8 protein-coding genes, 1 tRNA gene and 2 pseudogenes are annotated in these 14,234 nt (G+C 56.7%); 5 read left to right on the top strand and 6 right to left on the bottom strand.

Annotated elements, in window-relative coordinates; genetic code table 11:
- The first annotated feature begins 65 nt into the window (after nucleotides 1-65).
- Both ASE30_RS26155 and ASE30_RS26160 read left to right on the top strand, forming a co-directional pair.
- Nucleotides 66-141 (top strand) — tRNA-Lys (locus ASE30_RS26155).
- Between the two features lie 249 nt (nucleotides 142-390).
- Nucleotides 391-1,593 (top strand): site-specific integrase, encoded by a 1,203-nt coding sequence (locus tag ASE30_RS26160; RefSeq protein ID WP_057287194.1) that lies wholly within the window; start codon nucleotides 391-393, stop codon nucleotides 1,591-1,593.
- Between the two features lie 158 nt (nucleotides 1,594-1,751).
- On the opposite strand, the gene trfA is transcribed toward ASE30_RS26160, so the two are convergent.
- The gene (gene trfA, locus ASE30_RS26165; protein WP_156407779.1) at nucleotides 1,752-2,603 is read right to left on the bottom strand and encodes a plasmid replication initiator TrfA; all 852 of its coding nucleotides are present in this window, start codon (nucleotides 2,601-2,603) and stop codon (nucleotides 1,752-1,754) included.
- Between the two features lie 1,367 nt (nucleotides 2,604-3,970).
- On the opposite strand from trfA, the gene ASE30_RS29315 reads away from it, so the two are divergent.
- Complete coding sequence (locus ASE30_RS29315) at nucleotides 3,971-7,723, top strand: hypothetical protein (RefSeq protein WP_200964485.1); 3,753 nt, start codon at nucleotides 3,971-3,973, stop codon at nucleotides 7,721-7,723.
- Nucleotides 7,724-7,810: 87 nt separating this feature from the next.
- Here the strand turns inward: ASE30_RS29315 and ASE30_RS30005 are convergent, their stop codons facing one another.
- The 3 genes from ASE30_RS30005 to ASE30_RS29690 all read right to left on the bottom strand — a co-directional run bounded on the left by ASE30_RS30005 (nucleotide 7,811) and on the right by ASE30_RS29690 (nucleotide 9,261).
- Complete coding sequence (locus ASE30_RS30005) at nucleotides 7,811-8,263, bottom strand: NIF family HAD-type phosphatase (protein WP_082601746.1); 453 nt, start codon at nucleotides 8,261-8,263, stop codon at nucleotides 7,811-7,813.
- A gap of 96 nt (nucleotides 8,264-8,359) precedes the next feature.
- Nucleotides 8,360-8,557: an AbrB/MazE/SpoVT family DNA-binding domain-containing protein gene (locus tag ASE30_RS26175; RefSeq protein ID WP_057287196.1), complete on the bottom strand. Its 198-nt coding sequence runs from the start codon at nucleotides 8,555-8,557 to the stop codon at nucleotides 8,360-8,362.
- Nucleotides 8,554-9,261 carry a hypothetical protein gene (locus ASE30_RS29690; protein WP_235515356.1) on the bottom strand — a complete coding sequence of 236 codons (708 nt, stop codon included), beginning with the start codon at nucleotides 9,259-9,261 and terminating at the stop codon, nucleotides 8,554-8,556. Before ASE30_RS29690 ends, ASE30_RS26175 begins: the two co-directional genes overlap by 4 nt.
- Before the next feature lie 158 nt (nucleotides 9,262-9,419).
- Between ASE30_RS29690 and ASE30_RS26180 the strand changes: the two genes are divergently transcribed.
- On the top strand, nucleotides 9,420-9,893 hold the full coding sequence (locus ASE30_RS26180) for a helix-turn-helix domain-containing protein (protein ID WP_057287197.1): 474 nt from the start codon (nucleotides 9,420-9,422) through the stop codon (nucleotides 9,891-9,893).
- A gap of 93 nt (nucleotides 9,894-9,986) precedes the next feature.
- Here the strand turns inward: ASE30_RS26180 and ASE30_RS29695 are convergent, their stop codons facing one another.
- Nucleotides 9,987-11,867 (bottom strand): hypothetical protein, encoded by a 1,881-nt coding sequence (locus tag ASE30_RS29695; protein ID WP_235515357.1) that lies wholly within the window; start codon nucleotides 11,865-11,867, stop codon nucleotides 9,987-9,989.
- A gap of 309 nt (nucleotides 11,868-12,176) precedes the next feature.
- Between ASE30_RS29695 and ASE30_RS29700 the strand changes: the two are divergent.
- A pseudogene (locus tag ASE30_RS29700) lies at nucleotides 12,177-12,415 on the top strand (integrase core domain-containing protein); the annotation flags it as partial.
- 239 nt (nucleotides 12,416-12,654) lie between these two features.
- Here the strand turns inward: ASE30_RS29700 and ASE30_RS26190 are convergent.
- Nucleotides 12,655-13,885: pseudogene (locus ASE30_RS26190) on the bottom strand (transposase).
- Between the last annotated feature and the right edge of the window lie 349 nt (nucleotides 13,886-14,234).

Below are 14,234 nucleotides of genomic sequence, written 5' to 3' on the forward strand. Positions count from 1 at the left end.
ACGAATCACAGCGGAAACGCAGCGGCGGCAACGCCACAATGTGAGCCGGAACTGAGTGAATTGCAGGGCTGTTAGCTCAGTTGGTAGAGCAGCGGACTCTTAATCCGTAGGTCGAGTGTTCGAGCCACTCACAGCCCACCAGAATTCTCTAGTAGTATCAAGCGCTTAGCCCACCGGAAACGGTGGGCTTTTTGCTTTCTGGGAATTTTGACCGCACTTCTAACGCACTTCGGTGTTTTGGCGGACTGTGGCAGTGATCTTCGAGCGCTGTTACAGAAAAGATTTCTGCCTCCATTTGCTGGTGGTTTTCGGCGAAACGGAGCCCAGCGAAGCGAGAGCCCACTCGCGTTGGCGCCTATACCTCAATCCAAAAATTGTGAGATAGGCATCATGGCTAACATTCAGAAGCGCGGTGAGTACCAGTACCAAGCAGACATTCGTCGTAAAGGCTTCCCGCGGCAAACCCAGACGTTCTTGACCAAAGACGACGCCGAACGGTGGGTGCGAAAGCACGAAGGGCAAATGGACGAGGGGAAGTTCAGAGACCTGCGCCCAGTCGCGAAACTAACCCTCGGCGATGCCTTGGACCGCTACATGGACGAAGTCGTCCCGACCAAGGCCGTAGGCGGGCAGCGTAACGAGCGCAATCGAATTCGACTGCTGAAGAAGCATCCACTGGCCAGGCGTGAGCTGAGCACCCTTCAGTCCTCTGACTTTGCCAAGTACCGCAATGAGCGGACCGCACAAGTAGGTAGCGCTAACACCGTGCGGCTGGAGCTGGCGCTGCTCTCGCACCTGTACACGATTGGCAAGAAGGAGTGGAACTGGCCACTCGACAATCCCTTGACGGACGTGAGGCGGCCGTCGGCGCCCGAGGGCCGTGAGCGTCGGCTTCGTGGGGATGAAGAGGCCCGGCTCCTTTCGGGGGTAAGCGACGAGCGCGTTCGGCAACCCGTCTGGCTGGAAGCATGCATTCGACTCTCGCTGGCCACGGGTTTGCGTGCCGGTGAGCTCCTGACTCTCGAGTGGTCACAGGTTGATCTGAAAGGCGGCGTCATGAACCTGACAAAGGCCCGCAATGGCAGCAAGCGATCAGTGGGCTTGAACCTCGAGGCTGTACGCGTCCTTCAGTGCCTTCCTCGTTCGACCGAGAAGGTCATCAAGGGCTATCACGAGACCGGCAAGCTGGATTGCGATTTCAAGGCAGCCTGCGTTGCTGCTGGTTTGCTTGATTTGCACTTTCACGATCTTCGTCACGAAGCGGCGACTCGCTTGGCTCCGCACATGATGCCGCAGGAGCTGGCCAAGATCATGGGCTGGAAGACCTTGCAGATGGCCATGCGCTATTACAACCCTTCGCCTAGCGAATTGGCCGCAAGGGTGAGGGCTGTGGAGGCTGCGCGCAGTGGAGGGAGTACCGAGCCAGAGGCCTCGTCGGGCAAACATATCGTCGTCGCTGCTCCTTCCTCCGACTCCTACGACGGTTCGTCCGCACTGCTCGACCATGGTGCCGTCGCGACATGCGACAACGTAATCCGGGTCGAGTTTGCTCGACGTGGCACGGTCTCAACGCGGACAGCGCAAGCCGCCTGATCGACTTTTTGGCGATGATCAAAGCCCAAGCTAGACCAGCTTGGGCTTTGATCTCGGAATTGAAAGCTGTCTACCGCGCAAGTAGCGAGCTCTCCTTCGATTAGTTGACAGCGTTATCGGCCCGCGGGTCGGGGCAACACAGCCGACGCGCTAACGAATCAGATTTCTTCGTCGAGAGGGCTTTGCCGGTCTCGTTTCGAAACGAAGGCCGGCCTTTGAACGTGGATCATCGTGCCCTTAGATAGATCAAACCTGCACTTCCAACCAGTGGCATCTGTCAAAGCTTCCAACGCGAGTTTCAGCTTTTGCGCCCAGGCAGCAGCTCTCATGTTTTCGCACCCCGAAAGCCGTTGCAGTGTGGCTGAGGCGAGCGGTAGCGGATTTCTATGTGTCGAGTAGAAGGTGTGTAGCCAAAGCCCCAGCGCTGAATCTCTCAGCTTGCGTCGTTGATCCAAATTGACGAGCGTATAACCTGCTGTGTACGCAGAGAGCAGGTTGGTATCAACGCTCAAAACGATGCGTGTTGATGACCCATTGACGGCTTCATCAAGGTTGATCAGGTTGCTCTCCCATTTGAATCCGCTGTCGTGCACGACGCTCACACGCGCAGCGGCCAGGCCTTGCAAACTCGTCCGCAGGGCCTGACGGTTCTTTCTGTCGCAGGTCTTATCCAGCCGCTTCAGCAGGCCGTTGGCAGAAACGTCAATGGGAATGCGAGGTGCATTTGGTTGGTGGGTGGCCAGGAAGGCAATTCTGAGCAGCTCCATCCACAGGGTCGCTTCAGCTTGGGTTAACTGCATGCCGTCTTGCTGAAAGATTTGGTAGCCGCGGACCGATTGCAGGAGTGAGTTCTCAGTGAACGCTCGCCGATTCTTCAAATTCGCAGGCTGGCCTGCAAATATCGCTGAACGAGCCAGAACGTTTGGGATCGCCGCCCGAACATTTCCTGGTCTCACGTTTGGAGTTAACCAAATATCCTGCGTCCGGGGTTGATTGGGTCGATTACTCATGACTCGCGCACTAAGAGTTTTATTGAGTATGTATAGCTTCGCAAGGGGGCCATGCCGCTTGCCTGATCTACGGAAATCCGGGTTTTTTTTGACTGGGAGTAGCAATAGAGATGCCGCCCGGGGGGATCGGATTGGCTCAGACGCGGGTCAGCATGCCTACGAGCAGAGATAAGGGGCGGAGGGGGGGCAGAATGCCTAAGCTGGGGGGCCAGATTGCGTCCGGCGAGCGGGGCTGTTCGATCTACTCGGAAAATCTCCTTGTGATTCATGCCTGTTTTCGAGAGTCAGCCACCGTCCTCGTTACTCCTAACTAAAAGAGTTCTTTAACTAAAAGATCCATCTCCCCTGGATGGACGATTTGCGTCATGCAGGCGCTGTCCTGTGGTGAAAGGTACCTTGCTAGGTTTCGAGATGGGATGCTCGAACTTCTGGTTAGCCGTGTGAAAAAACTGGCTGACCAGATGGGTGAGGTGGTAGCGCAGACTATTGAGATTGGGCGTCGCTGACTATGCGGCTCAGCGCGTGTTTGATAAACTGGCCTATCGCTGAATTCGACGATAAGTCCGGCCGGGGTGACATTACGGGCGAGGCTTGGGAGCAGAACTGGAGTCACTCAGCATCGCTGTCCAGTTGAGCGGGGTGCCTCAAAGTGAGGCGCAATTTGCAAATTGCATTTTGCGGGCGCCGTTCCGATGAGCTAACAGGGCCCATGCATAGCGTGGGCCTTTCTTTTGGGTGGTGAAAGTTCAGGCCCGCTTCGGCTTATGGGGCCTCGCTACTGAAAGCGCTGCATCGCGTGCTTCCTCCGACGTCAGTAGGCAGACAGCCAAGTTTCAATGCCTTGGTTTGATCGGATTTCGGCAAGCGCTTGAGTGATGCACGAACCATAACAGGTAACAGCTCTTCCCTCGTCGTTCAGCTCCTCGCCGGAGCAGATTAGTCAGAACTATTTACGTCGTCCGCTTCCAGCCTATTGTGGCCACTCGAAGTTTGTTTGCGAGCGACTAATACGCGGTGAGTGCGATCCTTTGCACTCAGGTGTAGAGCCCTAGTTTTATGGGACTGTATCGGTCATTGCGATTCCCGCTACACGCGCGACCTCGATAAGTGTTTGGCAGTTGCGCTGAATAGTTGAATGTCGCCAAGCCACAATTCAGGCCGGCCATTCGGCGTTTTCAACGAACCTATTCAGTGACTTCAATGCGGTCGCTGTGGGGCGACCAGTTATGCTATCTTGTTACAAAATTTCTCATATCTTTAGATCGCATTGCTGCCGGGGGCTAATCATGGTCCGGTGACTTTGAGTGTGCCCTATGAGGTTGCTCGTCGGCAGCGGATATGCACGATAGCTATTGGAGGCTACCTCGATGAAGTGGATTACTGCGCTTGATCTGGACCAGTGGGCAGACACCATACCGGCACGGGTGGAATTCCCAGGCCTAATCGCCGATCTGATTCGCGCCTCGGTGACCGACATATCCAGTTTCCGATTTCCACGGGGTGATAAGGGGCAGGTCCGTGGCTTCGATGGGGTGCTGGACGCGGACAGCAACTACACTTTCATCCCCGACGGCGAATCTGTGTGGGAGTTCGGCGTCACCGAAGGTGGGGCAGCGAAGGCGAACGACGACTACAAGAAGCGCACAGGGCAGGTCGACCTAGACATGCGTAAGCACACCACTTTTGTGTTCGTGTCGCCTAGAACCTGGGATAGCAGCAAAGGCGTGAAGCGGGAGGACTGGATCGCCGAAAAAAAAGCGCTCGCTGAGTGGAAGGACGTCTGCTACATCGACGGGGTGATGCTTGAGGAATGGCTAGACGATTGTCCGGCCGTTGCGGCGCGATATGCCACAGCCCATCTTAACAAGATGCCTCAAATTGGGGTGCGAAGCACAGATGAGTTTTGGAACGAATTCTCCACCAGATTCGCACCTCAGTTGGTTGAGCAGGTCTTGCTGGCGGGCCGTGAAGATCAGGCGAAGGACCTAGTCCAACAATTGGTCGCTGGCCCGAGCAGACTACTTTACGCGGCTGATGCGCCTGATGAGGTCGTCGTGTTTGCTATCGCGGCTATTCGGAATGCTGAACCTGCCGTGAGGGTATTTCTCGAATCCAAGACAATCGTGGTGGACACCGAGCACGCTGCACGCCAGCTTTCGAATAAAAGCGGTTTGGTTTTCCTTTTGAAAGGTCAGGGCCGAGATTTCGTTGGTTTGTTGTCACAGCGTGGACCTACAGTTGTGAGTGCTGGAGCCGATGAAAGGCGTCCTAATCATGTCTTGCTCAATCGCCCTCTTAGTTCACAGCTTGCCAAGGCGTTTGTGGAGATGGGCTACCCGGAGCACGAGTGCTATGACTTGGCGAGGCGTTGTGGACGTAGCCTTGCCGTCCTGGCTAGGCTTATTCCGAGTGGGAACGCGACAAGGCCCGCGTGGCTGGAGCGCGGAGAGCAGCTATTACCAGCTCTTCTTGCCGGTGCGTGGCAATCGTCGACCAAGCCCGACACCGACGTGCTGAGTGCCTTGGCAGATAACGTCGATTACGAAACGATTGAAAGTCCACTGCGCCGACTATCAAGGCTACAAGACCCGCCGGTGGACCGCGTCGGAGATGTGTGGGCAATGCGTGCATCTGTCGATGCATTTATTCACCTAGCGCCACTTCTGGGGCCCCGGCATCTAGAGCGCTTCGCGGCAGTGGCGAAAGCAGTTTTTTCCCGCATAGGTAACCCACCAAAAGCTGATGAGATATTTAGACCATCGTCGGACCGAGAAGAGAGGCACAGCGATTGGCTGAGAGATGGCTTGATGACTACGTTGCTGCATATGGCGGTGCTGCATGAGCAAGCTGATTTCATAGTCCCTGGTAGTACTCCTGCCGAATTTGTTAATGGTATCGTGCGCGGACTTCCTGGCCTATCGCAGAATCATCGCTTATTGGTCGCGCTGCAAGATCAACTGGCGCTTCTCGCAGAGGCCGCTCCGATCCCTTTCCTTGAAGCCCTCGAGCATCTGCTCGAGGGCGACGCCTCGAGCATTAAACCCATCTTTGAAGAGTTCGAAGGATTCATTACTTCGCGCGCTTATCATCATGGTGTGCTCTGGGCTCTTGAAGTCGTGGCGTGGGACCCAGGACTTCTTCTGCGGGCGGCAATGTGCCTAGCTCGGCTGGCTGCTATTGATACGGGAGGAAAGGATAGCAATCGCCCCATAAACAGCCTGCGGGAAATACTCTTGCCGTGGTCGCCAAACACTACCGCAAATACTGCCGAGCGGATTGGGGTGTTGAAGAGTGTTGTTCAGACCGTTCCCGATATAGCGTGGGAGCTACTCACCAAACTTCTACCCAGGGCCCACGATTCGTCGGACGCAACCCAGAAGCCACGGTTCCGTGAATTCGGCGATGGGAGACAAGAGGTTTTGACATTCGGGCTGGTGTGGAGGAGCCAGACGGAGGTTGTCAGGCTCGCACTCGACCATGTCGGTCATGACCCAGACAGGTGGGCTACGCTCATTGATGAGCTTCACCATTTCCCGGAACTGGCATTTCTTGAGAGTGTTGAAGCGCTTCGCATGGAAATGGTGACCTCTCACAAGGATAGCCTCGCGATTTGGGAGCACCTTCGGAAGGTCGTAAGCCGGCACAAAACCTACGCAGACACCGATTGGGCGCTGCGCGAAAAAGGCCTGGCGCTTCTCGAGGAGCTTGTCATGCGGCATGCGCCGAAGGATCCGGTGTCTCTCGTGTGCTGGCTGTTCGACGACTGGATCCCTGACGTGCCAGGAAAGGCGGATTCGGATGATCCGATGGCGGCCGTCGAAGAGGCACGTGCCAAGGGCATCGCTGAGGTCTACAACGCGAAGGGTATGGGAGGACTTATAGATCTTGCAGGAAAGGCGAAGCTCTCGGACCAAGTGGCCAGCTCTCTCAAGACTCTAAATCTGGACAAGGAAGAACTGGTAGGTGTGTTGCGCCAAGCGCTGCATAATGGGGAGGAGCTCAACTCGTTCGCTTCAGCTGTAGTAGCGGATGTTGTCTATCGCTTTGGTGAAGATGGTAAAGCCAGCGTGCGTTCGGAGCTGCAGGCTTGCGGTCTTGAGAAAGATCGAACAGCCCGACTTCTTGTGGCACTTCCAGATAAAAAACAGACGTGGTCCTTCGTCGCGACCCTCGGGGAAGAAGTCGAGGATGCGTATTGGCGTAGCAAGCCCGCCTTTCTCATTGACGGTAGCGCAGACGAACTGTTTGAAGCGATTGGCAACTACACACGTCGGGACCGCTTCCTGGCTGCTTTAAATGGGTCAAGCCGACGGCTGAAGGACTTGCCGACTGTCTTTTTAATGGAGCTGCTTAGCAAGGCTATACCCGAAATTAATGCTATGGCGGGTTCCGGTGGCAGCATGACAACCTACCTCGTTGAACAAGCGTTTGACGAGTTGAGGCTGAGGGCCGACGAGCCCTTAGATAGCATTGCGCGACTCGAATTGGCGTACTTGCCCGTCTTTCGTACGCGGCAAAAGCCACTTGCGCTATACCGCCTGATGACAGAGCAGGCTGGCTTCTTCGTCGAGGTGGTGACTGCGGTGTTCAAGCCTGAGCATGGTGAAGCCGATCCTCTTAATGAAAGGGCTAAGCGGCTGGCATCCGCCGCATATCGGCTTCTCGAAGGCATCCACACACTTCCCGGGCAGGTTGACGACCTGATAGGCACGGAGAAGTTGCTCGCCTGGTGCCTGGAGGTACGGGAGCTCGCCACGGTAGCAGACCGTCTGACGATGGCGGAACAGCGTATTGGGCACATGTTTGCTCGAGCGCCTGCGGATCCCATGGACGGTGCATGGCCGCACGAAGCGGTTAGGAATGCGATTGAAAAGATGGCGTCCGAAAGTCTTGAGCGCGGGCTATCCGTCGCGCGTATCAACTTGCGCGGCGTCTACTCCAAGGCGATCGGGGAAGGCGGAAAACAGGAACGAGAACTTGCCGCTGAAGCGTTTGGGTGGGCAGAGGTTATGCCGGGGTTTCCTCGTACTGCGGCCATGCTGAGGCGGATTGCAGAGAACTGGCAAAGATACGCAGATCAGGCCGATTTGGAGGCGGAAGCGGACGCGCTGAAATGGTGAAGCTCGAATTCATCACTGAAAAATGACGGCTGTAAGGGCTAACAGGTCGTTCCAATGGGCGGCCTTGGTCACCGATTGACCCATAAGCTAGAGCTCATCAGGAGGCATTGAGGAGATTACGCTGCGAAGTTCCAGTAGTGCACGCGCGAGCCCCTGGTCAGCGGGTTCATAGGGATGTTCGAAACAACCGATCCTCACCCACTGAGAATGCTGCCCGGGATGGACATATCCTTCGAAGTCATCGACAAGAAGGCATTGCTGAACTGTTGAGCTAGGGATCCATGCCAAGTCCTTGGTAGTCCCTTTCCACCGCACGTATTCAATTTGTGCAAACCAGTCGGGTGCCAGGCCTTCATCAACGAGAAGTTCTGCGATTGGGCGAAACCTCGATTCGCTTACCGTCGTGTACATCACGATCCTCGGGAAAATCTCACGGCAATGAATCAGGAACTCGTTAAGCCCAGGTCGAGGGATTTGGCTGGCGGCGTTAGAAATTAACGTGCCTTCTAAGTCGAGAGCAAGGATATTGGGGCGAGGCATAGGTGAAGCCTGTGTCAAAAAGGGAAGGGTGGCAATGCTGATGACATGCTCCAGTGCTTGAAGCGGAGGCGGGCCGCGCCGGGACGACTTTGGAGATCATTCTTGGCCGCCATCCCCGCTGCCAGCCGGCACCGCGCTTTCACCTGTGGCAAGACGAGCTTCCAACGTGCCATCTGCACGTAGTTCGAATTGGAGCCTGTTGCCTGGCCTGAGAGACAGCTTCTCGCGGATGGCGCCGGGGATCGTCACCCTGCCTTTGGTGCTCAGCTTCGCTGAGATCTGCTCATCGGTCATGCCTTAGATGCATTCTCACGTCGCCGAAGCTCCAGCAGTTCCGAGCGCATTGAGTTTGCTGATCTGAGGAGGTTAATGACTGAGTTCCAGTATTCCGCGCCTAAGTCCCCGTCCTCGTGAGCGAGTCGCCAGAGTGTTCGAACTGCCTCGTTCAGGTCGATAGGTTGGTCAGAGTTATCGCCACCTGCGTTTGCCAGGGAAATGCGGCTTGAGTTTGAGGTCTCGATCATCTCCTTGCGTCCTGGCCAGCCTTGGGCGGATTCGGCTCGAGTGTTGAAGGACGCACTTTCGTTTGCTTCACGCGTCGAAAGAAGCGGAACAAACTTGTGCGGATGTAGAGGAAGCAGGCGTCGTAGTTCTGATGCCGACAGTCCATAGATGGGCCGCCACAGTCGGTAGATCACTTCATCATGGTCTTGGGCGACATATTGGAAGACAGGGCAGCTTGCCTCTAACGCGTCGTCGTCGCTGTCGTCTTCCGGCTCAAGCAAACCCAAGGCCTTCGTGCATTCGACGAGCAGGTCCCGCATTAGCAATCGACTTTCTCGTGGCAGATCTGCTCGTCGAAGAAGTTCCTCAGCCTCCACGCGATGATGGTCACTCTCGCCTAACACGATTCCGATGGCCATCATTGTGTGAAGGAGCCGTTTTGCCGGATCACCTAGGTCAGAGGTGTCAAGAGCGTTGGGGTGAAAGTAGATCATCTGGGGTCCGGGAAAATAGGCTCCAGCCTACTGGTCTCTACTTGGCATGGGGCCTTTATTGCTGGGGGCAATGGGATTGCGCTGACAGTAATGCCTCATCGTGCGCCACATCTAGCTATACGCCTGTGGGCATGTGCCCGTTCTATTAGGCAAGAATTATGGAGAAAGGAAATAAGGGCCTTCGGCTCCGGCACGCTTTGCGAGTTGCCATGCGTGAACGTTCGCATACTGTTTCGCAGCTGGCCGCTCACGTCGGGGTCAGTCAGAGCTACCTGTCTCAGTTGTTGAACGGCGATAAGGCGATGGATGCAGTGAGCGATCAACATTTGCGGCGGTTCGCGGCGTATCTCGGTATGCCGGCTATCGCTGGCTTTATGCTTGCCGGACGGCTTGAGCTGGCTGATTTCATCGAGGGGACACCTACGCTGGAGCAGCAGTTGGAGTCCGGACTTGGCGTAGTTTGCGTCAGTCCGTCGGCGGCCGAGGCAGGAATTGAGTTGGCCGACCTGGATCAGTTGTCTGTTCCGGTGAAGTCGCTCATCGTTTTGCTGCATCAGCGTGCTCAGGTCGAAGATATTCTCAGGCCGACGACTGCTTGGTGGTTGGCGCGGCACATCTTGATCCATGACTGATTGGTGACGAGCTCGGCCCCCACACTCGGTAGAGGTGGGGGCCTTTGCACGGCCATCGGTGGAGGCCGTGGGCTAAGCCGCAGCTATCTGCCCTCACATCCGACTGAAGGCGCTGTCGAGCAGCTCCGCCATTCGCGTAGACCCTTCGCCGCTGCGCAAGAAGGCATAGTGCTTCTCGACGGTGCCAACGCGATCGTTGAGTACAAGTGCGGCTGTTTTGAAATCGCCGCCGTCGGCTTTCAAGATGGATGTCGCAGCAAGATGACGAAACGCATGGGCGCCGAAGCCGTGGCAACTAGGCAGATAGTTGGCGGTCAATGTCTTGACTGTTGCGCCCATGTCGACCCAGGGCGTGTGCTTGGCGCCAGGCTTTTTCGATTTGCGCGTCAGAAACACCAGGTCAGTCGGTGCCACCATCAGGATAGGGCGGAGAGTGAACAGGTACTTCTCGATGTCGATCCAGGCTGACGCGTGCACAGGGCTGTCGTAAGGCACATCCTGAGCCGCGCCGTACCAGTTCTTGAACTTGTGCTTCGGGATTCTGATCCACCAGGATTTGTCGCTCTTCTGGTAAAGCTCACCTGTGTTGTCTGCTCGCCAAGTGAGATGAGCGAGGTTTCGGCGACGTAGCGGGTTGGATGCAAGGATCTTGATCAGCACCAAATCGCGAGCCCAGATGGCCTCTTTGCTAGGTGCCGCACCGACAGGCCGAGCTGCACGCATTCGTTGGATCATGTCTGCTATTGAATCCATGGGATTCTTCTGATCGATGAGGTGGCGGAGCGGCTCGAACGAGTCGCGTGAGACCTCGATTTCGTTGTAGTACGACGAGGCAAGCTGTTCGAGCAGATCGAACTGACGATCACACATGGCCTCCCACTTCTCCTTTCGATACCGCTTAGGCAGCGTGGCTTGCCATTCCGGATGCTGCCGCAGAAAGCCGAATCGCGGACGGACCAAGGCCGTCAGGAAGGCTAGCGCCTGGTTAGCCCCTTGATTACGTCGTCCTGAGCGTGCCTTGCGCCAGTCCAGATAGGGCTCGATGTAGTCAGGCACAGCAAGCCATGCCATGGATTGCGTCTCCGACGGATTCAGGCCCGCGCCACCTGCTTCGATGCTCATCTTGAGCCACCCCAGGTACATCGCAGTGTTTCCCCATCCGTAGCGGGCTGATGCCACCTCGCGTCCATCCAGGAACGCCCACCAGTTCGCATCCGTCGTTGCCGTCAGCGGGCACGGCGAGAACCGCCACCTTCCCCGCTTCGTGCGCTGAAGCCCGGCAGGCAATGCTGCCGCCGTCTTGTAGCGCATGAATTCGGTCCATTGGCGACGCAGGAGAGATCCAGGCGCCGGCTTCTCACCGTAGATCTGGCGCGTCAGGTCCCCCAGGATCGTGCGGTAGACGATTGGGGCTGGCGCCTTCCCTACGCGCGCCTGGCGCTGGCCGATCAGCCGCATGCCTGACAGCTGCACCAAGCTGTGCCTCTCAAGGCCGAAGAACGCTTCCAGCCGCAAAAGGTGATTCACGTTGTTCCCGCGGGGAATCTTTCCCTTGATCCAGCCGTACATCATGTCCCGAGGGATGCCGACTCGCTTGGCGACAGTGGCTGCGGCTCGGTTTTCCAGCAGTGTGGCCAGCGTCGACTGAAAGGGCGTGGCCTTGCCTTCATGCGCCGCTTGAATGGTGTCATGGGCGATCACCGCGTCCTTCCAGTGGCGGAATGCCGACTTGGTGTTAGACACGGCTCGGGCAGACTGCCCCAGCTCTTGCAAGCCCAGAAGGAATCGTTCGAGAGCGGCGCTGTGACCGGCTCGCATCTCGTCACCGACCACGTCGTCAATGTGGATGCCGTTCGCCTTGAGGAAGCCGCGCAACGCCGTCGCGCGGTTCGATGCCGTCTGTTCGTTGAGGCTCTCGCCGATCACTTGGCGTTGCTGATTGTCGAGGAGGGTTTGGTAAGTAAGTTGAGCCACGGCTCGTCTCCGAGCCCGCGCCTCCGTTGGTTTGGCCGCCTGCGAGTCAAGTAAAGGCGACGGGACGAAGTACCGGACGGTTCTGTAACCATCTGATAATTTGGAGTTTTTCCTGTTCACTGTTTCCCACCCTTGAAATTGGTGGGCGGTTGCAGAGCAGGTTGGTTCCAGTCCGAGGAAGGGCGGGCAGCAATGCCTCGCCGTGTGTATAGCGCGAGACACGGCAGATAGCAGTGCAAGAAGTGGAATTCGCTACTCTCTCTGCGAACATGACCTCCTGGAGGGCGATACCAACCCACTTCGACCGACATTGAGGTCGACTTTTCGCTGCCCTCCGAGCGCGTGATTCGCACGTTCTTGCAAATCATCGGCGGGCGAGGCAAGCCCTCAGCTATTCGATGCGATAACGGTCCCGAGCATTTAAGCTCGGCAATCTGGCAGTGGGCTGCTGCTTGGGGGGCAAGCTCGATTACATCCAGCTTGGGAAGCCGCAGCAGAACGCCTTTGCCGAGCAGTTCAACAGGACTGCTCGTTACGAATGGCTGTCCCTCCATCACTGGGATGGGGGTTAGAGTGACTTACGAGGGACCGACTCAAGCATATGGGCGCAGTAACTGCTGACGACCGAGCCTGTGTGGAAACGCTTTTCGCCCTGACAGCCACGGCGCAATCGCCTGGACCGCATCAACTCGGGCGGTCTTTACTTCGATTCTTTGAAGTGGGACTCACTCAAGGCCGTTTGGGCGGCCCGGATGTGGCCTGAGGTGCGTTATTGGTTATGAACGGCTCAGTCGCCCATCGCTAGCACCGCTTTTGTCGTCTGCTGGTAGCCCAGGACGTGCGTCAACCGCTTGAGGTTATAAACCAGTACATTCAAGCTCATTTCCGTGTTCACATTTCCCAGGCGACGCGTTAGGAAGTGCGTATAGTCCATCCAACGCTTGAACATGCGGAACACCTGTTCCACCCTGCGGCGCCGCACCTTCATCGCTTCTGGCGTTCAGTCTAGACGGCGCTGCACCGCCTCAAGCACGGCATCATGCTCTCATAGACTGATGCGCCGATACGCTAGGTGTGCATCGTTCGTTCATAGCGCATTGTGGGCGGGCACTAGTCCAGTAGAGCCGCAGTTCAGGACCAATCTCCTCTCGCGTAAACCGGTGGATGGCGCGCTGGCCCAACGGGCACTGGTATTCATCGTCCTTCGCGATGTATGCGAAGTCCGGACGGTCGAAGCGGCCTTCGGCGATGGTGCTTCGTTTCGACAACCATCTGAACCATCCCCGAGCCTCTGCCCACTGGTAGCCATCGAGCGGGCATCTGAGTCAGTAACCGACGGTTGATCGTCTGGACTGTCTTTGAGCCATTCCTTGACGTCATCCAACACGCGCATTTGCTTGCGTAGGCGCTCGATCTCGTCGTTGAGCCGATTGGTCCGGGTCTCGATCTCGACAGGTTGCATTCGGCTCGCGGTGTCGAGCGCCGCCAGATAGCATCGGATGCTCTCCTCAATCTGCTGCTGACGGTTGCCTATCTTGGCGGCTGTGAAGTTCTTGTCGCGCGTGTTGACTGGCTTGAACTTGCTTCCATCAACGGCAACCAGGGCTTGGCTGAATAGCTTGAGATCTCGGCATACGGCAACAAACCGTCGGCAAACGTTGCGAATGCCCGAGCCACTGTCAGGGCGACAATCCGCGATGGTCTTGAAGTCTCGCGCCAGACGGCCGACGAGCCACATCAGTTCGACGTTGCGTTGGCATTCTCGTTCGAGTCGACGACTGGACTGGACCCGATTTAAGGAGCCGTAGAGGTGGATCTTCAGCAGCACGGCCGGGTGATACGACGGGCTGCCGGTAGCTGCTGGGGCCGCCTTCTCAAGTCCCAGCGATTCCAGGTTGAGCTCGTCAACAAATGCGTCGATTATGCGCACCGGGCCGTCGCCGGCGATAAAGTTCATCCAGGCATTCCGGAATCAACGTTACCTGCTGCCGATCCTGACTTTCGATGAGTCGGGGCATGTCGAATCACCGAATCAAGATACCAAACTCTATCTACGTCACAGTAGCGGCGCTAAAGAGTTTTCACACAACCTCGACCCGGAGCCGACGGTGAACTCAGCATCAAATATCGGCAGCTTCCAAACCACCGCCGCCATTTACTCAAGTTATTTGGCCGCCGGGTGATCGTCCATTGCCGACAATGACGGTGCTCGCGATCAAAGTCGACAACGAAGCGCATAGCGATCGTTGTCAGCGTTGATGGTGTCGGATCCAATTGATTGAATCAGAAAATTCGCCGTTGCGACCATCTCGACCATCCAGTTTCCGACGGTGCGGATACCTTGATAAGCTGTAGCGGAAGATACGC

Source organism: Achromobacter sp. Root83 (genome assembly GCF_001428845.1).
GTDB lineage: Bacteria > Pseudomonadota > Gammaproteobacteria > Burkholderiales > Burkholderiaceae_B > Achromobacter.